This is a genomic window from Nocardia sp. FDAARGOS_372 (assembly GCF_002554515.1).
GTDB classification, from domain to species: domain Bacteria; phylum Actinomycetota; class Actinomycetes; order Mycobacteriales; family Mycobacteriaceae; genus Nocardia; species Nocardia farcinica.
In genome coordinates this window covers 5,120,467-5,143,645 of sequence record NZ_PDDW01000001.1, presented here as the reverse complement: position 1 = coordinate 5,143,645, position 23,179 = coordinate 5,120,467, and the positions used below count along the sequence as shown (strand labels likewise).

The 23,179-nt window shown below is 70.5% G+C and carries 24 protein-coding genes; 4 read left to right on the top strand and 20 right to left on the bottom strand.

The window, feature by feature from the left end; all coding sequences use genetic code 11:
* Nucleotides 1-36: 36 nt before the first annotated feature.
* Together CRM89_RS24130 and CRM89_RS24125 are read right to left on the bottom strand one after the other, a co-directional pair.
* Nucleotides 37-885, bottom strand: coding sequence for an ABC transporter permease subunit (locus CRM89_RS24130; RefSeq protein WP_098086388.1), 849 nt, complete (start codon nt 883-885; stop codon nt 37-39).
* Nucleotides 882-1,781: an ABC transporter ATP-binding protein gene (locus CRM89_RS24125; RefSeq protein ID WP_060595038.1), complete on the bottom strand. Its 900-nt coding sequence runs from the start codon at nt 1,779-1,781 to the stop codon at nt 882-884. Before CRM89_RS24125 ends, CRM89_RS24130 begins: the two co-directional genes overlap by 4 nt.
* A 111-nt stretch (nt 1,782-1,892) precedes the next feature.
* On the opposite strand from CRM89_RS24125, the gene CRM89_RS24120 reads away from it, so the two are divergent.
* From CRM89_RS24120 to CRM89_RS24105, 4 genes are all read left to right on the top strand, one after another.
* Nucleotides 1,893-3,098, top strand: a complete 1,206-nt coding sequence (locus CRM89_RS24120) for a sensor histidine kinase (RefSeq protein WP_098086385.1) — start codon at nt 1,893-1,895, stop codon at nt 3,096-3,098.
* A complete protein-coding gene (locus tag CRM89_RS24115; RefSeq protein WP_098086383.1) occupies nt 3,095-3,757 on the top strand; it encodes a response regulator transcription factor in 663 nt (220 codons plus the stop codon). The genes CRM89_RS24120 and CRM89_RS24115 overlap by 4 nt, the downstream gene beginning before the upstream one ends.
* Before the next feature lie 64 nt (nt 3,758-3,821).
* Entirely contained in the window at nt 3,822-4,196 is a 375-nt protein-coding gene (locus CRM89_RS24110; RefSeq protein ID WP_076573953.1) for a type II toxin-antitoxin system RelE/ParE family toxin, read from the top strand.
* Nucleotides 4,193-4,504, top strand: coding sequence for a helix-turn-helix domain-containing protein (locus CRM89_RS24105; RefSeq protein WP_011206945.1), 312 nt, complete (start codon nt 4,193-4,195; stop codon nt 4,502-4,504). The genes CRM89_RS24110 and CRM89_RS24105 overlap by 4 nt, the downstream gene beginning before the upstream one ends.
* Nucleotides 4,505-4,573: 69 nt before the next feature.
* On the opposite strand, the gene CRM89_RS24100 is transcribed toward CRM89_RS24105, so the two are convergent.
* From CRM89_RS24100 to ftsH, 18 genes are all read right to left on the bottom strand, one after another.
* The gene (locus CRM89_RS24100) at nt 4,574-7,129 is read right to left on the bottom strand and encodes an ATP-dependent Clp protease ATP-binding subunit (protein WP_011206944.1); all 2,556 of its coding nucleotides are present in this window, start codon (nt 7,127-7,129) and stop codon (nt 4,574-4,576) included.
* Nucleotides 7,130-7,528: 399 nt separating this feature from the next.
* A complete protein-coding gene (locus tag CRM89_RS24095; protein WP_086839295.1) occupies nt 7,529-8,077 on the bottom strand; it encodes a DUF1772 domain-containing protein in 549 nt (182 codons plus the stop codon).
* Nucleotides 8,078-8,277: 200 nt separating this feature from the next.
* Complete coding sequence (locus tag CRM89_RS24090; RefSeq protein WP_220275695.1) at nt 8,278-8,877, bottom strand: FHA domain-containing protein; 600 nt, start codon at nt 8,875-8,877, stop codon at nt 8,278-8,280.
* Nucleotides 8,878-9,085: 208 nt separating this feature from the next.
* Nucleotides 9,086-9,448 carry an Lsr2 family protein gene (locus CRM89_RS24085; protein WP_011206941.1) on the bottom strand — a complete coding sequence of 121 codons (363 nt, stop codon included), beginning with the start codon at nt 9,446-9,448 and terminating at the stop codon, nt 9,086-9,088.
* A gap of 112 nt (nt 9,449-9,560) precedes the next feature.
* Nucleotides 9,561-11,027, bottom strand: coding sequence for a lysine--tRNA ligase (gene lysS / locus CRM89_RS24080; RefSeq protein ID WP_060593740.1), 1,467 nt, complete (start codon nt 11,025-11,027; stop codon nt 9,561-9,563).
* Nucleotides 11,028-11,154: 127 nt separating this feature from the next.
* Nucleotides 11,155-11,577 (bottom strand): rhodanese-like domain-containing protein, encoded by a 423-nt coding sequence (locus CRM89_RS24075; protein ID WP_098087108.1) that lies wholly within the window; start codon nt 11,575-11,577, stop codon nt 11,155-11,157.
* An 8-nt stretch (nt 11,578-11,585) separates the two neighbouring features.
* Nucleotides 11,586-12,218, bottom strand: a complete 633-nt coding sequence (locus CRM89_RS24070) for a cysteine dioxygenase family protein (protein ID WP_098086381.1) — start codon at nt 12,216-12,218, stop codon at nt 11,586-11,588.
* A gap of 183 nt (nt 12,219-12,401) precedes the next feature.
* Nucleotides 12,402-13,196, bottom strand: coding sequence for a type III pantothenate kinase (locus tag CRM89_RS24065; protein WP_060593741.1), 795 nt, complete (start codon nt 13,194-13,196; stop codon nt 12,402-12,404).
* A gap of 28 nt (nt 13,197-13,224) precedes the next feature.
* Nucleotides 13,225-13,644, bottom strand: coding sequence for an aspartate 1-decarboxylase (panD, locus tag CRM89_RS24060; RefSeq protein ID WP_011206936.1), 420 nt, complete (start codon nt 13,642-13,644; stop codon nt 13,225-13,227).
* A 16-nt stretch (nt 13,645-13,660) separates the two neighbouring features.
* Nucleotides 13,661-14,617, bottom strand: coding sequence for a pantoate--beta-alanine ligase (gene panC / locus CRM89_RS24055; protein ID WP_086839300.1), 957 nt, complete (start codon nt 14,615-14,617; stop codon nt 13,661-13,663).
* Nucleotides 14,614-15,561, bottom strand: a complete 948-nt coding sequence (locus tag CRM89_RS24050) for a Rossmann-like and DUF2520 domain-containing protein (protein WP_050767935.1) — start codon at nt 15,559-15,561, stop codon at nt 14,614-14,616. The genes panC and CRM89_RS24050 overlap by 4 nt, the downstream gene beginning before the upstream one ends.
* A gap of 134 nt (nt 15,562-15,695) precedes the next feature.
* Nucleotides 15,696-17,339: a DUF6779 domain-containing protein gene (locus CRM89_RS24045; protein WP_127516301.1), complete on the bottom strand. Its 1,644-nt coding sequence runs from the start codon at nt 17,337-17,339 to the stop codon at nt 15,696-15,698.
* A gap of 71 nt (nt 17,340-17,410) precedes the next feature.
* On the bottom strand, nt 17,411-17,878 hold the full coding sequence (locus tag CRM89_RS24040) for a DUF3180 domain-containing protein (protein ID WP_041560597.1): 468 nt from the start codon (nt 17,876-17,878) through the stop codon (nt 17,411-17,413).
* A gap of 2 nt (nt 17,879-17,880) precedes the next feature.
* A complete protein-coding gene (gene folK, locus CRM89_RS24035; RefSeq protein WP_086839302.1) occupies nt 17,881-18,426 on the bottom strand; it encodes a 2-amino-4-hydroxy-6-hydroxymethyldihydropteridine diphosphokinase in 546 nt (181 codons plus the stop codon).
* Nucleotides 18,423-18,851, bottom strand: coding sequence for a dihydroneopterin aldolase (gene folB / locus CRM89_RS24030; RefSeq protein ID WP_011206930.1), 429 nt, complete (start codon nt 18,849-18,851; stop codon nt 18,423-18,425). Before folB ends, folK begins: the two co-directional genes overlap by 4 nt.
* Nucleotides 18,848-19,675, bottom strand: coding sequence for a dihydropteroate synthase (gene folP / locus CRM89_RS24025; protein WP_050768204.1), 828 nt, complete (start codon nt 19,673-19,675; stop codon nt 18,848-18,850). The genes folB and folP overlap by 4 nt, the downstream gene beginning before the upstream one ends.
* Nucleotides 19,676-19,734: 59 nt before the next feature.
* The gene (gene folE / locus CRM89_RS24020) at nt 19,735-20,379 is read right to left on the bottom strand and encodes a GTP cyclohydrolase I FolE (protein WP_041560594.1); all 645 of its coding nucleotides are present in this window, start codon (nt 20,377-20,379) and stop codon (nt 19,735-19,737) included.
* A gap of 113 nt (nt 20,380-20,492) precedes the next feature.
* A complete protein-coding gene (gene ftsH / locus CRM89_RS24015; RefSeq protein ID WP_011206927.1) occupies nt 20,493-22,883 on the bottom strand; it encodes an ATP-dependent zinc metalloprotease FtsH in 2,391 nt (796 codons plus the stop codon).
* Nucleotides 22,884-23,179 lie beyond the last annotated feature (296 nt).

Genomic DNA, 23,179 nt, shown 5'->3' with positions numbered 1-23,179 from the left:
GCTCGCCCGGCCGCCACCGGACGAGCACGGCCCGGGTCAGGCCAGGTCCCGCCTGCGCATCAGCCACACCGTCGCGCCCGCGAACAACAGCGCGTAGACCGCCAGCAACACAAGGGATTCGCCGCGGGAGAGGATGTCGAGCACGCCGGGCGTGGCGGGCCCGTCGACGGTGCGCAGGGTGCCCGCCAGCGAACCGGCGGCGGTGCCGGGCAACCGGTCGGTGAGCGCCCGCAGCGGACCGAGAATGCCCGCGGTGCCGCGCAGCAGGTTCTCCACCACCAGCACCCACACCAGGCCGAGGCCGGTGGCCAGTGCCGGGCCACGCGCGACCGCGCCCAGAAAGGCGCCCGCCAGCGTCCACATGCCCAGAATGGCGGTGCCGTAGGCGATTCCGGAGAGGATGCGGCCGGCGTCGGGTAGCGCGAGCGACTGGGATTCCGTCGCGGCGATCAGGGCCGCGGTGCCGGTGTCGATCACGAACACCGCCACGACCAGCGCCACCGTCACCAGTGCGAGCGCGACCAGCGCCGAACCAGCCACCGTCACGCGCGAGGGCCCCTGGGTGAACACGGTTTTCCAGGTGCCCCAGCCGTAGCCGCTGCCCACCGCCAGCGCGCCGAGGATGAGCATCAGCGCACCGCCGAACATCGCCATGCCCTGGGTGAAGACCTCGGGCACCGCGGCGGGCAACATCTGTTGGAGCAGCACCTCTTTCGGCTGCGCGTCGGCCATCGCGCTCTGTTCGCCGGACCGGTAGGCCAGATAGTTGAACAGGTAGGCGAACACCAGATTCAGCACCACCCAGGTGCCGAGCACGATCCAGAACACCGGCCAGCGGCCCAGCCTGGCCAACTCCGCCCGTACCGCGGTCGTCAGCTCGTTCATCGCAGCGCCCCTTCCGTTCCGGTGATCTCGAAGAACACTTCCTCCAACGACTTCTCGTCGACACGCAGCTCCAGCAGATCCGCCCCCGCCGCGACCACGGCACGCGCCACGTCGGGCGCCGCGTCGGCCGGTGCGTCGATGCGGATGCCCTCGCCCGCCCGCCGCACCGTCCCGGCGATCCCGCGCACCGCCGACAGTGCCGTCTCCCACGGCTCGGCACGCACGAACAGTGCTGCGCCGCCGCGCAGTTCGGCCACCGTCGACTCGGTGACCAGGCGCCCGTTCGCGATGACGCCGACCCGGTCGCAGATCTCCTGGACCTCGCTGAGCAGATGGCTCGACAGCAGCACGGTGTGCCCCTCGCCGGCGAGCCCGGCGATCAGCGCGCGCATCTCGGCCATCCCGGCCGGGTCGAGCCCGTTGGTCGGCTCGTCCAGGATCAGCAGGTCCGGGCGACCGAGCAGGGCTGCACCGACGCCGAGCCGCTGCTTCATCCCGAGCGAATAGGTGCGGAAGCGATCGCCTCCGCGGGCGGTGAGGCCGACGCGGTCCAGCGCCTCGTCGACCTCGGCCCGGCCCAGGCCGCGATAGCGCGCGAGCACCCGCAGGTTCTCCCGGCCGGACAGGTAGGGATAGAAACCCGGACCTTCGATGAGCACGCCGATCCGGCGCAGCACTGCCGGATCGCCGGGCACCCCGCCGAGCACGGTCGCGGTACCCGCGCTCGGCCGGATCAACCCGGCCAGCATGCGCAACGTGGTGGTCTTGCCCGCCCCGTTCGGGCCGAGGAATCCGTAGACCTCCCCGGCGGCCACGCGCATGCCCACGTCGTCGACGGCGGTGTGTTCGCCGTAGCGTTTGGTCAGCCCCGAGGTGACCACGATGGAATTCGTCATGCTGTTCAGCCTCGGCCGCGCGCGGTCACGGCACATCCGTCCACCGGCGACCCTCGAACTACGCGCCGCGACGGACGCCGACGGGCCCGGCGCGCGCCTAGGCTGCGAAGGATGAGCACGGCGGCGATCACACGCAACGGCAGGGACTGGGGGCTCGCGCTGGTCGTCGCCGTCGCCCAGGTCGGCCTGAGCCGCCCGGCGAACCTGAACCAGACCGGCGTGCGCGCTCTCGACCTGCTCGGCTACCTGCTGCTCGTGGCCGGTCCGATCGCGCTGGTGTTCCGGCGACGCGCGCCGTTGCCGGTGCTCGCGGTGACGCTGGCCGCCTGCGCCGGCTACCTGCTCGGCGGCTACGGCTACGGGCCGGTGTTCCTCGCGCTGGTGGTCGCCTTCCTGACCGCCGCGACCCGCGGCTCCCGCTGGTGGACCTATCCACTGCTGCCGATCGGCTATCTCGCGTTCGTGTGGCCGCTGCCCTTCCTGCTCGGCGAGGCGGTGAACGGCTGGCAGCTGGTGGGGATCGGGGCGTGGCTGGCGGTGCTCGGCAGCATCGCCGAGGGAGTACGGCAGCGGCGCGCCGCCGTCGAGGCGCGGGCGCAACGCGCCGAAGCCGCCCGCCGGGACGCCGAAGCGCAGCGCAGGCGGCGGGCCAGCGAGGAGCGGCTGAGCATCGCCCGCGAACTGCACGATGTGCTCGCGCACAGCCTGTCGCTCATCAATGTGCAGTCCTCGGTGGCGTTGGCGCTGTTCGACGCCGAGCCCGAGCAGGCCCGCTCCGCGCTGGCGGCGATCAAGACCGCCAGCAAGGACTCCCTCGCCGAGGTGCACACCCTGCTCGAGACCATCCGCGCGGGTGCACCGCTCGGCCCGCCCGAACCCGCGCCGGGCATCGGCGATCCCGACGCGCTGGTGCGGCCCGCCCGCGACGCCGGGCTCGCCGTGCGGGTCACGGTGCGGGGCGAGCCGCGGCCGTTGCCCAGCGTCATCGATGTGGCGGCGGCGCGGATCGTGCGCGAGGCGCTCACCAACGTGGTCCGGCACGCGCCGGGCGCCGCGGCGCAGGTGTGCGTCCGCTACGGCCCGGCGTCGGTGGAGATCACCGTCGACAACACCCGGCCGCTGCGGACGGCGGCCCGGTCCGGTGGCGGCAGTGGCATCGCGGGAATGCGGGAGCGGGCGCATGCGCTCGGTGGGACGGTGACGGCGGGCCCGCGGCCCGACGGCGGCTTCCGCGTCGCGGCCCTGCTACCCGTCGCGCCCCGCGAGACAGCCGCTGCCACCGGCGAATCCGCGCACCCGGAACGGGAGGGACGATGAGCATCCGAGTACTGGTCGCCGACGATCAGGCCCTGGTGCGCGGCGGCTTCGTCGCGCTGCTCGCGGCGCAGCAGGGCATCGAGGTGGTGGGCGAGGCCGACGACGGCGAGCAGGCCGTTCGGCTGACCCGCGAGTTGCGCCCGGACGTGGTGCTGATGGACATCCGCATGCCGGTGCTCGACGGGCTCGCCGCCACCAGGACCATCGCCGCCGACCCCGCGCTCACCGACGTGCGCGTCGTCGTCCTCACCACCTTCGAACTCGACGAGTACGTCTTCGAGGCGATGCGCGCCGGTGCCACGGGCTTCCTGGTCAAACACACCGAACCGGCCGATCTGGTGCGCGCGGTCCGGGTGGTGGCCGCCGGTGACGCGCTGCTCTCCCCCGGCGTCACGCGCCGCCTCATCACCGAGTTCGCCGCCCACGCCAAACAACCCCCGCCCGCCGCCCTCGCCGAACTCACCGACCGCGAACGCGAGGTGATGGCGCTGGTCGCCGAGGGCCTCACCAACGCCGAGATCGGCGCCCGCCTCTACCTGAGCCCGGCCACCGCCCGCACCCACGTCAGCCGCATCCTCACCAAACTCGGCGCCCGCGACCGCACCCAACTCGTCGTCCTCGCCTACGAATCCGGCCTCGTCCGCCCGGGCTGGAGTTAGCACGTTGGCGACGCAGCCCGAAGTTGCGTGCGCACACTCATATAAAATTGTGTATAATCACTGTGTGAGGGGGGAACCGACAAGAAAACCAGCTGTCAGGAAACCAGTTGTCTTCATCGGCCGCGCACTCGACGAGATCCGCGACTTTCCATCAGCGGCGCGGCAGGACGCTGGGCATCAGATCGATCTCGTCCAGTGCGGGGAGACCCCGCGAGGATCGAAGCCGATGCCTTCGGTCGGCAAGGGTGTTCGTGAGATTCGTATCGCCGAAGACGACGGCTGGTTCAGGGTCTTCTACGTCGCCGACCTCGGTGACGTCGTGTACATCCTGCATGGTTTCCAGAAGAAGTCGAACCAGACTCCGAGACGAGCTGTCGAGACCGGCATCAATCGGTACCGGCTGGCCGTCGCGGAGTCGCAGCAGAGGGTACAGCGATGAAGGAACACCAGGAACAGCAGGAATTCGCCTCGGTCTTCGATGCCCTCGCCGATACGCCGGCGGAGTCGGAGAACCTCAAGGTGCGGTCGCAGCTGATGCGGGCGATCCGTGATCGAATCGATGAATTCGGCTGGTCACAGCGGGTGGCCGCGACGAACCTCGGAGTGACGCAGCCGCGTATCTCCGACCTGAAGAACGGGAAGATGAGCCGCTTCTCGGTGGACACGCTCGTCAACCTGGCGGCCAAGGTCGGGCTGACGGTCGAGGTGCGGATCGTCGATACCCGCACCGTCGACGCTCCCGCCTGACCCTCCGCGAACGGCCACGAACGGCCGAGGCCCGCTCCCAGGGGGAGCGGGCCTCGGGGTTCGGGGCGATTACTCGCCGGCGGCGGCTTCGGAGGGGCCTTCGGCGGCGCCGGTGAGGACGACCTCGGGCTTCTCCTCGGTGGGGGCCTTGGTCAGCTTCGCCTTGCCGGTGAAGGTGAACTTGGCGTCCTCGCCGGAGCCTTCGCCGTCCCAGCCCTCGACATCGACCAGGATGGTCTGGCCGGGGCCGATCTCGCCGAAGAGGATCTTCTCCGACAGCTGGTCCTCGATCTCGCGCTGGATGGTGCGGCGCAGCGGCCGGGCACCGAGCACGGGGTCGAAGCCACGCTTGGCGAGCAGGTTCTTGGCGGTCGGGGTGAGCTCGATCGCCATGTCCTTGTTCTTCAGCTGCGTGGCGACGCGGCCGATCATCAGGTCCACCATCTCGACGATCTGCTCGTTGGTGAGCTGGTGGAAGACGATCACGTCGTCGATGCGGTTGAGGAACTCGGGCCGGAAGTGCTTCTTCAGCTCGTCGTTGACCTTGAGCTTCATCCGCTCGTAGTTCGAGCCCTCGTTGTTCGACTGCGAGAAGCCGAGGCCGACCGCCTTCGAGATGTCCTGCGTGCCGAGGTTCGAGGTGAAGATCAGCACCGTGTTCTTGAAGTCGACCGTGCGGCCCTGGCCGTCGGTGAGGCGGCCGTCCTCGAGGACCTGCAACAGGGTGTTGTAGATCTCCTGGTGGGCCTTCTCGATCTCGTCGAACAGCACGACCGAGAACGGCTTGCGGCGCACCTTCTCGGTGAGCTGGCCGCCCTCCTCGTAGCCGACGTAGCCCGGAGGGGCACCGAACAGCCGCGAGGCGGTGAAGCGGTCGTGGAACTCGCCCATGTCGATCTGGATGAGCGCGTCGTCGTCGCCGAACAGGAAGTTCGCCAGCGCCTTGGACAGCTCGGTCTTACCGACACCGGACGGGCCGGCGAAGATGAACGAGCCGGACGGACGCTTCGGATCCTTCAGGCCGGCGCGGGTGCGGCGGATGGCCTTGGAGACGGCCTTGACCGCATCCTCCTGGCCGATGATCCGCTTGTGCAGCTCGTCCTCCATGCGGAGCAGACGGGTGGTCTCCTCCTCGGTGAGCTTGAACACCGGGATACCGGTCCAGTTGGCCAGCACCTCGGCGATCTGCTCGTCGTCGACCTCGGCCACGACGTCCAGGTCACCGGAGCGCCACTGCTTCTCCCGCTCGGCGCGCTTGGCGACGAGCTGCTTCTCCTTGTCGCGCAGGCGCGCGGCCTTCTCGAAGTCCTGCGCGTCGATCGCGGACTCCTTCTCCCGGCGCGCGTCGGCGATCTTGTCGTCGAACTCGCGCAGGTCCGGCGGCGCGGTCATCCGGCGGATGCGCATGCGCGCGCCCGCCTCGTCGATCAGGTCGATCGCCTTGTCCGGCAGGAACCGGTCGTTGATGTACCGGTCGGCCAGGGTGGCGGCGGCGACCAGCGCGCCGTCGGTGATGGACACCCGGTGGTGCGCCTCGTAGCGGTCGCGCAGGCCCTTGAGGATGTTGATGGTGTGCTCGACGGTCGGCTCGCCCACCTGCACCGGCTGGAAGCGGCGCTCCAGGGCGGCGTCCTTCTCGATGTACTTGCGGTACTCGTCGAGGGTGGTGGCGCCGATGGTCTGCAGCTCGCCGCGGGCCAGCTTCGGCTTGAGGATGGAGGCGGCGTCGATCGCGCCCTCGGCGGCACCGGCACCGACCAGCGTGTGCAGCTCGTCGATGAACAGGATGATGTCGCCGCGGGTGTTGATCTCCTTGAGCACCTTCTTCAGGCGCTCTTCGAAATCACCGCGGTAGCGGCTGCCCGCGACCAGCGAACCGAGGTCGAGGGTGTAGAGCTGCTTGTCCTTGAGGGTCTCGGGCACCTCGCCGTTGACGATGGCCTGCGCCAGGCCCTCGACGACGGCGGTCTTGCCGACGCCGGGCTCGCCGATCAGCACCGGGTTGTTCTTGGTGCGGCGGCTGAGCACCTGCATGACCCGCTCGATCTCCTTCGAGCGGCCGATCACCGGGTCGAGCTTGCCCTCGAGCGCGGCCTGGGTGAGGTTGCGGCCGAACTGGTCGAGCACCAGCGAGGTGGACGGGGTGCCCGTCTCGCCGCGCGCGCCCGACTCCACCGGCTCCTTGCCCTGGTAGCCCGACAGCAGCTGGATGACCTGCTGACGGACCCGGTTCAGGTCGGCGCCGAGCTTGACCAGCACCTGGGCCGCCACGCCCTCGCCCTCGCGGATGAGGCCGAGCAGGATGTGCTCGGTGCCGATGTAGTTGTGGCCGAGCTGCAGCGCCTCGCGCAGGCTCAGCTCCAGCACCTTCTTGGCGCGCGGGGTGAAGGGGATGTGCCCGGACGGGGCCTGCTGGCCCTGACCGATGATCTCCTCGACCTGGCTGCGCACACCCTCGAGCGAAATGCCGAGGGACTCCAGCGACTTGGCCGCGACACCTTCACCCTCATGGATCAGGCCAAGCAGGATGTGCTCGGTGCCGATGTAGTTGTGGTTGAGCATCCGGGCCTCTTCTTGGGCCAGGACAACGACGCGCCTCGCGCGGTCGGTGAACCTCTCGAACATCGCTCCCTCACTCTCCTGCTCAGACCTTCAGTGGCATCCGACGCTTCAGTGCTGTCGCCAACCTGTCGGTCGTCAGCCTGCCATGAAGCCCGGGGGTTGTGGTCCCCGCCATCCACTCTAGTTGGCGGGGGTTCCGGCCGCCTGCGGTCCACCCTATTGGGGACCGGCGACAACACGGTCATTCACTCATAACGTGGCCGTTCCGGGATTCGTTTCCGCTCTCGTTTTGCCTAGAGCGAACAGCCACCCGGCCGAGCCCGCGACCGCCCGTCGCGCCCGTGACTCGGGCGCCGGCGACGGGTACCTGCCCGCCTACAACCCCGGCCGGCGGGGGTTTGTTCCCGCCGGCCGGGGTCGTGCCAGTCGTACCCGGGTGATCCCGGCGCGAAACGAGCGGGCTCACACCCCCGCGGACACCGCGCCGGCCGGGTGGGTCACCGGCGCCGCCTCGGCGCGCGCGGCACCGGCGCTGACCAGCGCACCGCACAGCACCAGGAAGGCCAGCGTGTGCAGGACCGCGCGCCCGATGTTGTAGCGCACCCAGGCGGCCTCGAAGCCCGCCCGCACCGCCGCCGGATCGACGATCGCCGCCGGGTCGCCCGCGGCGGCCAGCCGCTCGTTGAGCGGGACGTTCAACCCGGCGGTCACCGCGAACGCGGCGATGTCGAGCACCAGCGCGACCAGGATCCACACCAGGGTCGTGCGCTGCGCGCCGCCCAGGTGCAGCGCCGCCGCCAGCACGGTGCACGCGACCGTGCCGACGAAGGGGGCCAGGAACCACGGATTGAGGATCGCGACGTTGACCTTCTGCATCACCTCGACGATCGTGCGATCGTCGGTGCCCGCCAGCGCGGGCATCACCGAGATCGCGTAGGCGTAGAAGACGCCCGCGATCAGACCTGTCGTCAGCACCGCCGCCACCAGCGCGGCGATTCTCAGCGCGACCATGCCGTTTCTCCTGCCTCGACGATCCCGGAACCTCGGCGTCCGGGGATGCCTCGAGTCAACCGGGAGCGGCGGCGGGCCGACATCGCCGAGACGCTCGCGTGCCTACGCGATCGTCCAGCCGGCCGGAGCGGGTCAGCGCCCGGAGGCGGCAGCGCAGCGTCACCACGAAGGGCGCCCCGCTACGGCATGATCGGCAGCGCTCACAGGTCGCGGTCGGAGATGATGCCGCTCTGCATCGCCAGCGCGGCCAGCCGCACCCGCTTCTGGTTCTGCGGCAGGTTCTCCACCCCGAACTTGGCGAACAGGGCGCGCAGATGTGTCTTGATGGCGTCGACGCTGAGGAACAATTCGTCGGCGATCTGCTGGTTGGAGGCGGGCGTCGCGAAACCCGCCCCGTTCTTGTACGGCCTGCACAGCGCGACGAGGACCGCGCGCTGGGTCTCGGTGAGCGAACGCAGGGTCGGGATCGAGCCGGTCGCCACCCGGGTGATGTCCTCGGCGGGCGTGCCGAACTCGTGGAAGGAGACCAGCGAGCTGCCTACCCGGATCCGGTCGCCCGGTTGCAGCCGGTGCCTGCCGACGAGCCGTTCGCCGTTGACGAAGGTGCCGTTGCGGGACAGCCCGTCGTCGACGATGGTCCAGTGCGCGCCCAGGTACTCGACCGCGGCGTGCAGGCGCGAGACCTCGGCGTCCCAGCTCAGGGAGAGGTCGGCCTGCGGGGAGCGGCCGATGGTGATGCGCTGGCGCTCCGGTGTCAGCTCGAACTCCTGCTGACGACCCGCGTCATCGGTGTACCGCAACAATGATCCGACGAATCCAGTCACCGCGCCGATACCTCATCTCTCCAATACCGCCGGTGACGACCATCGCACAGATCCGGCCGTGTCGCCCACCCCGGCCGGACGCCGGGAGCGTCCGATCATCGGCGATATATACCGAAGTCCTATCACAAAGATGCTGCCGCCCGGGCGTCGCACGATTCGCCCGGGCGGCAGTCGAAAATCGGAACTAGCCCTTCGCGGCCTTGTTGTACGCCTCGGTGATGTCGGCGGAGATGCGGCCCCGGGCGGAGACCTTGTGGCCATTACGGCGAGCCCACTCGCGAATTGCGGCGCTTTGTTCGCGATCGATCGAAACCCGGCTCTTCGGGGTGGCGGAGGCGCCGGTGGTGGCGGCCTTCGCGCGACGACGTCCACTCACCCGGCGAGCATTGGAAACCCACTGCTCCAGCCCGTCACGCAGCTTCGCTGCATTCGCCGCCGACAGGTCGATCTCGTACGACACACCGTCGATCGCAAACTCGATGGTCTCGTCCGCGATGGACTCACCGTCGACATCGTCGATCAGGCTAACGGTGACCTTCTTTGCCATGAGATGAACGTCCTCTCGAAATCGTGCGACCCGCGACTAGGCCGATTACCCGAGGTAAGAATACCGTGAAGTCGAAAAATTCCAAGACGAGACCGGAACAGCCCGCGGCCGGTCAGCGAGCGACCGGACGCACAATTGGGAACAGTATCGTTTCCCGGATTCCCAAACCGGTGAGCGCCATCAACAAGCGATCGATTCCCATACCGGTTCCGGTGGTCGGCGGCATGCCGTGCTCCATCGCGGCGAGGAAGTCCTCGTCCAGGACCATTGCCTCGTCGTCACCCTGGGCCGCGAGTCTGGCCTGATCGACGAACCGCTCGCGCTGGATCACCGGGTCGACCAGTTCGGAATAACCGGTGGCCAGCTCGAAGCCGCGCACATACAGATCCCACTTCTCGGTCACGCCGGGCTTGCTGCGATGTTGCCGGGTGAGCGGAGAGGTCTCCACCGGGAAGTCGCGAACGAAAGTCGGGGCATACAGCTTGTCGCCGTACTGGTGTTCCCAGAGTTCTTCGACCAGTTTGCCGTGGCCGTACCCCTTCTCCTCCGGAATTTCCAGCCCGACACGCGCTGCGATGGCACGCAATTCCTCGACCGTGGTTTCCGGAGTCACCGGCTCCCCGAGGGCGTCCGACAGCGACGGATACATCTCCACGGTCGCCCACTCGCCGCGAAGATCGTATTCGGTGCCGTCGGCCAGGGTCACCACCTGGGTGCCCAAAGCCTCCTGTGCCACCTCCTGGATCAATTCCCGGATCATCGTGGCGGAGTCGTCGTAGGTGCCGTACGCCTCATAGGTTTCCAGCATCGCGAACTCCGGCGAATGGGTGGAGTCGGCACCCTCGTTGCGGAAGTTCCGGTTGATCTCGAAGACCTTCTCCAGTCCGCCCACCACACAGCGCTTCAGGAACAACTCCGGCGCGATGCGCAGGTAGAGGTCCATGTCGAGGGCGTTGGAATGGGTGACGAACGGGCGCGCGGCCGCACCACCGTGCAGCGTCTGCAGCATCGGCGTCTCGACCTCGAGGAATCCGCGGCGCTCCAGCGCGTTGCGCAGGGCACGCACGACGGCCACCCGGGTCCTGGCCATCTGCCTGGCCTCCGGGCGCACGATGAGGTCCACGTAGCGCTGACGGACCCGGGACTCCTCGTTCATCTCCTTGTGCGCCACCGGCAGCGGCCGCAGCGATTTCGCCGCCATCGACCAGGAATCGGCCATGACGCTCAATTCGCCGGTGCGCGAAGCGATCACCTCGCCGTGCACGAACACGAAGTCGCCCAGGTCGACATCGGCTTTCCAGGCGGCCAGCGCGTCCGCGCCGACCCCGTTGAGGCTGATCATCGCCTGCAGCTTGGTGCCGTCACCCTCCTGGAGGGTGGCAAAGCACAGTTTGCCGGTGTTGCGCAGGAAGATGACGCGGCCCGCGACGCCGACCTGCTGACCGGTCTGCGTGTCCGGCGCCAGGTCCGGGTGGGCGGCGCGGATCTCGGCCAGGCTGTGCGTGCGCGGCACGACCACCGGGTAGGCCTCGGTCCCCGCCTCGAGCAACCGCTCGCGCTTCTCCCGGCGAATCCGCATCTGCTCCGGGACGTCGTCGACATCCTGGGCTGGTCGGCTGGATTGCCCCGCAGGAGCCGAACCCGCGGAGCGACCGGACGAAGGCGTGTTCGGGGTGCTCACATCCGGTAACCCTAGCGAGGAGGAATTACAGGGCGGCGAGCGAGGCCACTTCCCGGGCGAAGTGCGGGGTACGGCTGGCGACGGTGAGCAGCCCGGCGGCCTTCAGCGCCTGGTAACCCCCGACCAGATCGGTGGCCCGGTGCAAGCCGAGCTGCTGCAGCGAGGCCGCGGCCAGGCTGGAGGTGTAGCCCTCCGAGCAGACCACGATCCACTCCACACCGTGATCGGTGGCCAGTGCCAGGCGCGCGGAACTGCTCGGATCGAGCCGCCATTCGAGCACATTGCGCTCGATCACCAGGGCGCCGGGCAACGTGCCCTCCCGGTCGCGCTGGGCCTGCGGACGGATGTCGACCAGCAGGGCGCCGCGGGCGAGGGCCTCGGGCAGTTCCCAGGCGTAGATCCGGCGCAGGCCGGCACGGGCCAGCTCGAGCATCCGGTCGATGGTCAGATGGCTCATCAGATGTCACCTTCGGGCTCGTCGGTGAGAACGGTGCGGGTGCGGCGCAGCGTGCCCTGACCGGTGATCTCGTAGTACGACATGGCGGTCAACGGGGGTGAATAGGCGTGCACGCTGAGGGTGGGTTCGGCGGTGACCGGCTCGATCGCGGCGGGGGCGCGCATCACCTCGTGCACCCAACCGATCGGGAACGCGGCCTGATCGCCCGCCGACAGCGTGCGGGCGCGCAATTCCGTTCCGGTCCACCGTAATTCGGAGAGGGCGCCGCTGAGCACGGTCAGCGCGCCGAGCGATCCGGCGTGGTCGTGCAGTTCGGTGGTCTTGGCCGGGGTCCAGCTGATCAGCCAGACGTCGACCTCGTCGTCGGCACGCAACCGGGTGGCCCACCGCTCTTCGGTCGGCCACGCGCCGCCCGCGGGCAGCAGATGGTCGTAGCGGCCGTCGAGTACGTCCTCGGCGCCCTCGTCGGTCAGGCGCAGCAGGTCGGCCGGGCGCAACCGGGTCGGCAACGCGGGCGCGACCGCACGATCGAGGCGCGCGTCGTCGGGGGTGAGCACCGGCCTGCGGCGAGCGGCACGCGGAGCGGTGGTGGTCGCCGGAATGCCGGCAAGGGAGAGAACAGAGGAACGCATGAGCGAAACTCCAGGAGTTGTGAACGGTCGAGGGACTCGAAGTCAGCCTCGAACGGTCGAGGCCGGATCAGCCTCGACAACACTCCTGGGTGCGCACGCGGGAAGACACGGCAGCGAGTGTAGCAGTGCCCGGCGGTGGGACGACAGCGCCCGGCGTGGTGACGCGCATCCCACCACCACCGGTCAGGTGCGGCGGCGCTGCTGGTTGCGTTCGTAGACGCGCAGCAGGCCGGTCAGCGTGAGATGCGGTTCGTGCTGGTCGATCGTCTCGGATTCGGGCACGATCAGCGGTGCGCTGATGCCGGTGGCCACCACGGTGACGTCGTCGCCCGCGAAGGCGTCGAATTCGTCGCGGATGCGATCGATCAGCCCGTCCACCAGGCCCGCGAAGCCGAACACCGCACCGGACTGGATCGCCTCGACGGTGTTCTTGCCCACCACCGAACGCGGGCGGGCCAACTCCACCCGGCGCAGGCCCGCCTTCTCGATCAGCGCCTCACCGGAGATCGCCACGCCGGGGGCGATCACACCGCCGAGGAACTCGCCCTTCGCCGAGACCAGGTCGACGGTGGTGGCGGTGCCGAAGTCGACCACGATCGCCGGACCGCCGAACCGCTGATGCGCCGCAAGCGCGTTGACGATGCGGTCGGCGCCGATCTCCTTGGGATTGTCGACCAGCAACGGAATGCCCGTCCGCACACCGGGTTCCACCACCACGTGCGGCACGTGCGACCAGTACCGCTCCAGCATGGTGCGCAGCTCACGCAGCACCGGCGGCACCGTCGACAGCGCCGCGACCCCGATCACCTGCTCGAGCGGCCCGCCGATCAGGCCGCGCAACTGCATGGCCAGCTCGTCGGCCGTGAGCAGCGGATTGGTGTGGATCCGCCAGTGCCGCTCGAGACGCGCGTGGGTTCCGCTGCCCGCGAACAGGCCCAGCTCGATGCTGGTGTTGCGGACGTCGATGGTCAGCAGCATCGCTGTCCCGCTCGACCCGGGCGCGCCATCAGGCGAAGGTGAGCGAACGCGGCGAGGTCAGCCCCGAACCCTCCGGCGCATGCGCCGGGTCGGAGCCGAGTTCGACCGGGCGGTTGCGCTCGTCGACGAAGACGACCTTCGGGTCGTACTCGGCGATCTCCTGCTCGTTCATCATCCCGTAGGCGATCAGGATCACCAGGTCGCCGGGGTGCACCAGGTGGGCGGCGGCGCCGTTGATACCGATCACGCCCGAGCCGCGCTCACCGGCGATCACGTAGGTCTCCAGCCGGGCGCCGTTGTCGATGTCGACGATGCAGACCTGCTCGCCCTCGAGCAGATCGGCGGCGTCGAGCAGATCCTGGTCCACGGTGACCGAGCCGACGTAGTGCAGATCGGCGTGGGTCACGGTGGCCCGATGGATCTTGGACTTCATCATGGTGCGCAACATCGTCGTCGTCGCCTTTCTAGCGCGCGGGAGGAAGGAGGGCGGGGTCGGTGCCCGCGGGTTCCGGCTGGGAGTCGAGGTTCGGGTGTCCGTCGATGGGGGCGCCGAGGGTGACGGCGATGTTGTCGATCAACCGGGTGGTGCCGACCTTGGCGGCCACCAGCAGCCGGGCGTTGCCCGAGGCGGGCGCCGGGCCCAGCGTCGAGGAGCGCAGCTCCAGGTAGTCGAGGTCGAGCCCGGGGGTCGCGTCGAGAACGGCCCGGGCCGCGGCGAGAACGCCCTCGGCGCCGAGTCCGCCCGCGTGCGCGCCCGCGGACAGCGCCGCGGACAGGGCCAGTGCCGTTTCTCGTTGTGCCGCATCGAGATACCGGTTGCGCGAGCTGAGCGCGAGACCGTCGGATTCGCGCACGGTCGGCACGGCCACGATGCGGACGTCGAAGTTCAGGTCGCGCACCATCTGGCGGATGAGGGTGAGCTGCTGGTAGTCCTTCTCGCCGAAGAACGCCTGGTGCGGGCGGGCGATCTGCAACAGCTTGGCGACCACGGTGAGCATGCCCGCGAAGTGCGTCGGCCTGCTCGCGCCCTCGAGCTCGGCGCCGAGCGGGCCGGGGTGCACGGTGGTGCGTGGGCCGTCCGGGTACATCTGCTCGGCGTTCGGGGCGAACACCAGCTCCACGCCCTCGGCCCGCAACAGCTCCACGTCGGCGTCCAGCGTGCGCGGGTATTTGTCCAGGTCCTCGCCCGCGCCGAACTGCAGCGGGTTGACGAAGATCGAGACGATCACGACCTGGTTGGTCCGCTTGGCCTGCCGCACGATCTCCAGGTGGCCCTGGTGCAATGCGCCCATGGTGGGCACCAGCGCGACGGTGCGGCCGACACCGCGCAGTGCCTTGGCCACCGACCCGAGCACGGCCGGGTCGTGGTGCACGGTGAGCTGGCCCGGCCGGTAGGCGCCGCGCAGCGTGGGGTCGATCATCGGCGTCCCTCCAGCAGGTCGATCAGGGCGGGGTTGGTGTCGGCGCGCTGGGCGGTGCGCAGCGACAGCGCGCGGTAGCCCTCGGCCACCCGCGGGTCGGCGGCGGCCAACGCGGCCAGGTGCGCGGCGACGGCGTCGGCGTCGCCCCTGGCCACCGGGCCGGTCAGGGCGGACTGGCCGCGGCGCAAAGCGTTGTCGAGCGCGGCCGAGGCGAGCGGGGCGAGCAGGCGTTCGGCCAGGCCGCCCGGCTGATCGTCCACGGTCTGCTGACCGAGCAGGCCGGGACCGGCCAGCGCCTCGCGCAGCGCCTGCACCGCGTCCAGCACCAGGGTGACCAGATGGTTGCTGCCGTGCGCCAGCGCCGCGTGATAGAGCGTGCGGTTCTCCTCGGCGACCCGCACCGGCTCGCCGCCCATCTCGATCACCAGCGACTGCGCGATGGCATAGCCGACGTCGTCGGCGGCGGTGATGCCGAAGCAGGCATTGCCGAGCCTGCTGAGGTCCTCGTCGTGACCGGTGAACGTCATGGCCGGATGGATGGCCAGCGGCAGCGCGCCGCGCTCGGCCAGCGGAGCGAGCACGCCGACGCCGTTGGCGCCGGACGTATGGGCGACGATCGTGCCGGGACGCACCACCGTCGCGGTGGCCAGCCCGCGCACCAGGCCGGGCAGTTCGGCGTCGGGCACGGCCAGCAGCAGCAGTTCGCTGCGGGCCGCGACCTGCTCGACCGGAAGGATCTCCGAATCGGGCAGCCGGGTACGGGCGCGATGCTTGGACGCATCGGAGATGGCGGCGACGCCGAACACCACGTGTCCGGCGCGTTCCAGCGCGGCGCCCAGGGCCGAACCGACGCGTCCCGCCGAGACGATTCCCACCGTCAGGCGTGCGGGCGCAGGGTCGAATCCCGAAGCCGCGCTGTCGGAAGTCGGGCGTGCCGAGGTCAACGTCGTCCTCTCGATGTCGTTCCAGTCCCGCCTTGCGGGTACCGGACGTTACGGGTCGAGGATATCGGCCCGCCGTTCGCCGAGGCTACGGGGCCGGGACGTGATTTGCGGCTCACCTGCCGCGACGGCGCCGGTCAGGGACGTTGCTGCTGCTCGGAAGCCAGATTCGCCATGATCTCGGCGACCGAGAGCCGGCGCTGGCCGTCCCCGGAGCCCCCACCCTCCTCGCGACGCCGACGGCGCGACGAGGTGCCGATGGTGGGCGTCGTGGGACGCGGCGACGGCGTTTCGGCCGCCGGGGTGCGCGACGGTTGCTGCTCGTCGGGGACAGGTGCGTCCGGCGATCCGGGGGGTGCACCCGCGGCAGCAGGCGCGGTGGACGGGTGCGCGCCGGCGGTCGGCGAGTCGGCGGCGGTGTCGGAGCCGGCGACCGGGGCGCTCGGACCGGCGGCGGAGGGGTCTGCACCGGCAGCGGTCGCACCGAGGGCGGTGCTCGAACCCACCGCGGCGCTCGGTTCGGTAGCGCCCGAAGCAGCGGCCACGCCGGAACCGGCGGCCCCGCCGGAAGCGGCGGGCACACCGGGATCAGCGGCCACGTCGGTACCAGTCGCCCTGCCTGGACCGGTCGCCACACCGGAACCAGCGGCCGTGCCGGAACCAGCGGCCGTGCCGGAACCGGCGGCACCCGAACCCACGGCGACACCCGGACCGGCGGGCGCGGCGCCGGAACCGGGCGCGGCGGGGTTCGCACCGGAGACGGTGGCTGATCCAGCGGCGGACGACGTCTTCCCCGAGGTGCCCGTACGCGCGGCGGCAGTGCTGGACCCGGCGGCGGGATTCGACCCGGCGGCGGCGGGATTCGATCCTGTGGCGGCAGTATTCGCCCCAGTGGCGGCCTTGCTCGCACCCGCCGAGGTGGGGTCCGAACCGGCGGCGGACGAACGACCGGACGAGGCCGGCGACCCGCCGGCAGGCCGTGTCGCGGCACCGGCAGCGGCGTCATCGTCGGAGGAAGCGGGATCGTCCGCCGCGTAGGCGTCGGCCCAGGTGCCGACTTCGCGGTCGCGGACGGTCTCGAAGGGGTGGGGCCAGGTCGGCGGGCGCAGCCGGGCGGGCGCGTCCGGAGGGGCCGGTTCGTCGTCGGCGGGCACGACGGAGGTCTCGGCCGTCACCGGGTCGTCGTCGGGGCTGGCGAAGGCGGGCGGGGCCGGGTGCTCGGGAACGAACACCGGCGTCAGCGGATTGCGCGCCGCCGGCCCGGTACCGGCATTCGCCGAGCTACCGTTCGCCGGCGCCGCGGCGGTGCCGGGCAGCTCCGGCACGCGCATGGCCTCGGCGCGCAGCGCGGGGCGATCCATCGGCAAGTCGCCGTCGAAGAGGCGCTGCAGGCTCTGGCGCAGCACGCTCAGTTCGGCGCGTAGCGCGGCCAGTTCGGCGGCGTCGGCGCCGACCTCCTCGCGGACCCTGGCCTCCACTCCCAGCTCGTACTCGCGGCGCGCGGTGATCTCCCGCTCGAGCTGCAACTCGTAGACCGTCTGCAGATCGCGCACCTTCGCCTTGTCCACCGCCGCGTCCTTGCGGTACTTGGTGGCGGCCATCGCGCCGATCGCGGCGGCCCACAGGGCGGCGACCATGCCGACCCGGATCATGTGCACGCTGTTGCTGAAGATCAGGAACACACTGGCAACCAGGCCGAGCAGGATCAGCGTGCCGATGAAGAATCTTCCCGCGTGGTCCCGTCGCGGACGGGAAGTGCTGCTACGGGAGGGTGAAGCCATGCACGCCAGGGTAGCCTGCCCGGGGACCCACGCCCATTGTCAGCGGACGTGATTACCGTCGGAATTGTTTGCTATGTGGTTGCCGTCTCATCGGTGGGGTCGTCGGGGGCACGACAGCAATACTCGAGCCACAACGCCGCGGCGACCAGGGCGACCCCCGCGGAGAGACCGACGATCGCGCCCGGCGCATCGGCCGCGGCCGCCGTCAACGTGCCGCGCTGCGGGAACACCCAGCACAGGAAGCCCAGCCAGATCCCGGCCGCGATCGAGCCGACCTGCACCGACGCCTTCGCCAGGGCGACCGCGCGGGCGGCGGTGATCGGATGCAACTTGCGCCCGGTGCCCACCTCCTCGTTGCGCACCCTGGCCCGGATCACGAAGGCGAGCACCACCTCGAGGGCGGCCACCGGATACAGCGACGCGCCCGCGAAGACCGAGATGGGCGGCAGGCTGCCGTAGGCGAAGCGGGTGGCCGCCCAGGCCAGCAGCGCCGCGATCAGGACGTTGGCCACCAGGTCCAGCGCCTTGGTCGGCTTCAGTTTCACGAGGGCAACCCTTCCCCCGGAACCGCCGAGGCGCGCAGGGACAGATCGGTGCGCCGCACGCCGTCGCGTTCGGCCGGGTCGAGCGCGGCCAGCCAGTCGCGCACCGGCCGCTCGACGTCGCCGACGGCCAGCCGCGCGTGCGGCTCGGCCTCCAGCCACGGGATCAGCACGAACGCCCGCTCGTGCGCGCGCGGGTGCGGCACCGTCAGCTCCGGATCGGCGCTGACCACCGGGCCGTCGGTGTCCGCGCACCAGATCACGTCGACATCGAGCGTGCGCGCACCCCACCGCACCGCCCGCGTCCGGTGGGCGGCCCGCTCCAGCCGCTGCCCGAGCGCGAGCCACTCGCGGCAGCCGCGATCCGGATCGTCGACGACCAGGATCGCGTTGAGGAAATCGTCCTGCTCGACACCACCCCACGGTGCCGTCGTGTAGACCGAGGACACCGCGACCAGCCGGTCGGCGACGGCGTCCACCACGCTGCGCAGGTACCCGAGCCGATCGCCCAGATTCGAACCGATCGACAACACCGCCCTGCTCACCGCGGCTCCCTGGTGCGGGTGGTGACGACCCGGACGTCGGCGAAGGTGTGCGGGATCGGGGCGGCGGGCTTGTGCACCACGACCTCGGCGCGCTGGATGCGCGGGTCGGCCATCACGTCGTCGGCGATCTCGGAGACGACCGTCTCGATCAGGTTGCGCGGCGGGCCCGCGACGATGCGCACGGCCCGCTCGGCCAGCGCACCGTAGTCGACGGTGGCAGCCAGATCGTCGGAGGCGGCCGCGACGGTGAAATCCACCCACACGGTCAGGTCCACCACGAACTCCTGGCCGTCGCGGCGCTCGTGCTCGAACACGCCGTGCCTGCCGAACACACGCAGACCGCGCAGTTCGATGCGGTCGAGTTCCGCGCGCGAGTGGTCGGCCGGCTCGCCCGAACGCGCGGCCGGTGCGGTCTGCTCGGTCATCCCACGGCTCCTCGGACCTTCGGCGGCTGCGCCCGCTGCCAGGCATCGACGACGGCGATCGCATCCAGTGAGGACCGCACGTCGTGCACCCGCACACCCCACGCGCCGTACAGCGCGGCGAGCGCGGAGACCGTGGCGGTGGCGACCTCGCGCCCGTCGGGCGGGCGGGGTCCGTTCGCGTCGGCGAGCAGGGCGCCGAGGAAACGCTTGCGGGAGGCGCCGATCAAGACCGGCAGCCCCGCCTCGACGAATTCCGGCAGCGCGGCCAGCAGCGCCCAGTTGTGCGCGGCGTTCTTGGCGAAGCCGAGGCCGGGATCGAGGATCAGCCTGCCCGGATCCACGCCGGAACGCACCGCCAGCTCGACCTGCGCGTCGAGTTCGGTGCGCACCTCGGCGACGACGTCCTCGTAGTGGTCGGCGGGCCCGGTGTGCCGGTAGTCGGCGGCGGCCCGCCAGTGCATCAGGATCCACGGCACGTCGGCCTCGGCCACGACCTTCACCATGTCGGCGTCGGCGCGGCCGCCGGAAACGTCGTTGATCACCGAGACACCCGCCGCGAGCGCGGCCTCGGCGACCGCGGCGCGCATGGTGTCGACGCTGGTGGGCACCCCCGCGGCGACCAGGCCCTGGATCACCGGGGTCACCCGCGCGGCCTCGGTCGCCGGATCGACCCGAACCGCGCCGGGCCGGGTCGACTCCCCGCCGACGTCGATGATGTCCGCGCCCGCCTCGTACAGCTCGACGCCGTGCGCGATGGCACGGTCCGGGTCGAGGTAGCGGCCGCCGTCGGAGAAGGAGTCGCTGGTCACGTTCACCACGCCCATCACGACACAGCGGCGCCCGCCGCGCGCGGTGACATTCGTGGCGGACACCGCGGCCTCCCTCACTTACGCAGGATCAGATCGAGCGCCTCGGCACGCGAGGCGGCGTTGGTCTGCAGCAGGCCGCGCACGGCGGAGGTGGTGGTGCTGGCGCCGGGCTTGCGGATGCCGCGCATGGCCATGCACAGGTGCTCGGCCTCGACCACCACGATCGCGCCGCGCGGCTCCAGCTTGCGCATCACCGCGTCGGCGATCTGACTGGTCAGCCGTTCCTGCACCTGCGGGCGCTTGGCGTACAGGTCGACCAGCCTGGCCAGCTTGGACAGCCCGGTGACCCGGCCCGCCGGGCCGGGGATGTAGCCCACGTGCGCGACGCCGTGGAAGGACACCAGGTGGTGCTCACAGGTCGAGTACATCGGGATGTCGCGGACCAGCACCAGCTCCTGATGACCTTCGTCGAAGGTGGTGTCGAGCACGCGGTCCGGTTCGACGTACAGCCCCGCGAACATCTCGCGATAGGCGCGCGCCACCCGGGCCGGGGTGTCGATCAGCCCGGGCCGGTCGGGGTCCTCGCCGACGGCGATCAGCAGTTCGCGAATCGCCGCCTCGGCGCGCGGCTGGTCGAACGGACGGCCCGTGGCCAGGGCGTGCAGCGGCGGCTCGGCGACCGCGGGCTGCGCGTCGTCGTCGAAGGCGGCCCGGTCCAGCCCGTTCGGGACCTGGTCCACCGCATTATGGTTGGCCGACAATCGAGGACACCTCCAAATCCGCGCCGGCAATCGTTCGGCACCGGCGAGGGTCGAGCCTAATCGTCGCCGGATCAGTTCCGGCCGTTCGGTCCGTCCCAGTCGCGGTTGTCGTCGTCCTCGCCGCGCGATCCGGGATGCGCCGGGTCCTCGCCCCGGCCGCTGTGCTGCGGGTCGCCCCACGGCTGGAAACCGCCGGGCTGCGGCTGTTCGGCGGGCCTGCCCCAGCCGCCGTATCCGGGCTGCGCACCCGGCTGCTGCGGCGCCTCGTCGCGCGGCGGCCAGCCGGGCGCCGACCAGCCCGCGGGGGCGCCGTAGTCGGGGCGCGACCCGTGCGTGCCGCCCTGGCGCGGGTAGGCCTGGGTCGGTGCGTGCGGCGAGGGGTAACCGCCGCCCTGCTGATGCGGGTAGGCGTACTGCGGTTGCGCCTGGTAGCCCTGCTGCGGATACCCGTTGGCGGGCACCGGCTCACGCTGCTGCTGGGCCGCCACCGGCACCGCGGGTTCGGCGGGCTGCTCCGGCGGCCACGGCTCACCGCGCTCGGCGGCCAGCTCGCCCGGGGTCTTCACCGGTGGCTTGTCCGAGGGGATGCGCTCACCGAAATCGTTGAACGCGGTGATGCGCGGGCGCTTGGTGACCGAGGCGAGGATCTGCTCGAGATCCTTGCGGTGCAGCGTCTCGCGCTCGAGCAGCGCGGTGGCGAGGTCGTCGAGCACGTCGCGGTACTCGTTGAGGATGGCCCACGCCTCGGTGTGCGCGGCCTCGATGAGGTTGCGCACCTCCTCGTCGATCTCGCGGGCGACCTCGTGCGAGTAGTCCGAGGCCATGCCCATCGACCGGCCAAGGAACGGGTCGCCCTGCTCCTGGCCGTAGCGGACCGCGCCAAGCCGGGCACTCATGCCGTACTCGGTGACCATCGCGCGGGCGATCTTGGTGGCCTGGTCGATGTCGGAGGACGCGCCGGTGGTCGGCTCGTGGAACACCAGCTCCTCGGCCGCGCGGCCGCCCATCGCCATCACCAGGCGGGCGATCATCTCCGAGCGGGTCATCAGGCCCTTGTCGTCCTCGGGCACCGTCATGGCGTGGCCGCCGGTGCGGCCGCGGGCCAGGATGGTGACCTTGTAGACCGGCTCGATGTCGGGCATCGCCCAGGCGGCCAGGGTGTGACCGCCCTCGTGGTAGGCGGTGATCTTCTTCTCGTGCTCGCTGATGATGCGGCTCTTGCGGCGCGGACCGCCGATCACGCGATCGACCGACTCCTCGAGCGCCTCGCCGGTGATGACCGCGCCGTTCTCGCGGGCGGTGAGCAGCGCGGCCTCGTTGATGACGTTGGCCAGGTCCGCACCCGACATGCCGACGGTGCGCTTGGCCAAACCGTCCAGATCGGCGTCCGGGGAGATCGGCTTGCCCTGCGAGTGCACCCGCAGGATGGCGCGACGGCCGGCCAGGTCGGGATTGCCGACCGGGATCTGGCGGTCGAAGCGACCGGGGCGCAGCAGCGCCGGGTCGAGGATGTCGGGACGGTTGGTCGCGGCGATCAGGATGATGCCGGTGCGGTCGCCGAAGCCGTCCATCTCGACGAGCAGCTGGTTGAGGGTCTGCTCGCGCTCGTCGTGGCCGCCGCCCAGGCCGGCGCCGCGCTGGCGGCCGACCGCGTCGATCTCGTCGACGAAGATGATGCAGGGGCTGTTCTGCTTGGCCTGCTCGAACAGGTCGCGCACCCGGGAGGCGCCGACACCGACGAACATCTCGACGAAGTCGGAACCGGAGATGGTGAAGAACGGCACACCCGCCTCGCCCGCGACCGCGCGCGCCAGCAGGGTCTTGCCGGTGCCGGGCGGGCCGTAGAGCAGCACGCCCTTGGGGATCTTCGCGCCGAGCGCCTGGTAGCGCACCGGATTCTGCAGGAAGTCCTTGATCTCGTAGAGCTCCTCGACCGCCTCGTCGGCGCCCGCGACGTCGGCGAAGGTGGTCTTGGGCATGTCCTTGGACAGCTGCTTGGCCTTGGACTTGCCGAAGCCCATCATGCCGCCGCGGCCACCGCCCTGCATCCGGGCCATGACGAAGAGGAACAGGCCGAGCAGGATCACCATCGGCAGCACGAACAGCAGGATCTGCGCGAGCCAGCTGTCCTGCTTGACCACCGTGTTGTACGGCGCGCCGGAGCTCTGCACGGCGTCGAAGATCTTGGCCGAGGTCTCGCTGCCGCCGGGGTACTTGGCGATGATGCGGTCCGCGCCCTTGGTGGCGTCGTTGCCGTTCTTCAGATCGATCCGCAGCTGCTGCTCGCGATCATCGATCTGGACGTTCTCGATGTTGCCCTTGTCCTGGAGCTGGGCCAGCGCCACCGACGTGTCGACGCTCTGCCAGCCGCGCGTGTCGTCTCCGAAGTAGCTGAACGCATAGATCACCAGCAGGATGCCGGAGACTATGGCCAGGGTGCGAAACACTGTCTTGCGGTTCATAGAGCGTAGGCCGGGCGGCCAGTCCTTTCCGGTTTCTCCGGGTTCTGCCTAGCGAAACGTCGGGCACATCGTGGGGCATTCCGCTCCCGGCCCCGTCCGCGTGCGGGGGATTCGGATGCGGACAAGCCACGTTACCGCGTACGGTCTACTCGATACATCGCGCAGTTCGGCAGTTGGTGCAGTTCGACAGGTAAACGGCCGGGGAACGGCGGTGGTTCCCGATTCCGCGCGCCGGTTTACCCCGAGTGGTCACAATCATGGCATGTACGGCCTATCGTGAGCGACGACACAAGACG

Excerpts from the sequence above, each read along its gene's own strand:
- CRM89_RS24100 (WP_011206944.1), bottom strand. The coding sequence starts at position 7,129 with ATGTTCGAGAGGTTCACCGACCGCGCGAGGCGCGTCGTTGTCCTGGCC.
- ftsH (WP_011206927.1), bottom strand. The coding sequence starts at position 22,883 with ATGAACCGCAAGACAGTGTTTCGCACCCTGGCCATAGTCTCCGGCATC.
- panD (WP_011206936.1), bottom strand. The coding sequence starts at position 13,644 with ATGTTGCGCACCATGATGAAGTCCAAGATCCATCGGGCCACCGTGACC.
- CRM89_RS24130 (WP_098086388.1), bottom strand. The coding sequence starts at position 885 with ATGAACGAGCTGACGACCGCGGTACGGGCGGAGTTGGCCAGGCTGGGC.
- panC (WP_086839300.1), bottom strand. The coding sequence starts at position 14,617 with ATGATCGACCCCACGCTGCGCGGCGCCTACCGGCCGGGCCAGCTCACC.
- CRM89_RS24045 (WP_127516301.1), bottom strand. The coding sequence starts at position 17,339 with ATGGCTTCACCCTCCCGTAGCAGCACTTCCCGTCCGCGACGGGACCAC.
- folB (WP_011206930.1), bottom strand. The coding sequence starts at position 18,851 with ATGACCGAGCAGACCGCACCGGCCGCGCGTTCGGGCGAGCCGGCCGAC.
- CRM89_RS24120 (WP_098086385.1), top strand. The coding sequence starts at position 1,893 with ATGAGCACGGCGGCGATCACACGCAACGGCAGGGACTGGGGGCTCGCG.
- CRM89_RS24085 (WP_011206941.1), bottom strand. The coding sequence starts at position 9,448 with ATGGCAAAGAAGGTCACCGTTAGCCTGATCGACGATGTCGACGGTGAG.
- folP (WP_050768204.1), bottom strand. The coding sequence starts at position 19,675 with ATGGGCGTGGTGAACGTGACCAGCGACTCCTTCTCCGACGGCGGCCGC.
- CRM89_RS24125 (WP_060595038.1), bottom strand. The coding sequence starts at position 1,781 with ATGACGAATTCCATCGTGGTCACCTCGGGGCTGACCAAACGCTACGGC.
- CRM89_RS24095 (WP_086839295.1), bottom strand. The coding sequence starts at position 8,077 with ATGGTCGCGCTGAGAATCGCCGCGCTGGTGGCGGCGGTGCTGACGACA.
- CRM89_RS24070 (WP_098086381.1), bottom strand. The coding sequence starts at position 12,218 with ATGCGTTCCTCTGTTCTCTCCCTTGCCGGCATTCCGGCGACCACCACC.
- CRM89_RS24115 (WP_098086383.1), top strand. The coding sequence starts at position 3,095 with ATGAGCATCCGAGTACTGGTCGCCGACGATCAGGCCCTGGTGCGCGGC.
- lysS (WP_060593740.1), bottom strand. The coding sequence starts at position 11,027 with ATGCGGATTCGCCGGGAGAAGCGCGAGCGGTTGCTCGAGGCGGGGACC.
- CRM89_RS24065 (WP_060593741.1), bottom strand. The coding sequence starts at position 13,196 with ATGCTGCTGACCATCGACGTCCGCAACACCAGCATCGAGCTGGGCCTG.
- CRM89_RS24105 (WP_011206945.1), top strand. The coding sequence starts at position 4,193 with ATGAAGGAACACCAGGAACAGCAGGAATTCGCCTCGGTCTTCGATGCC.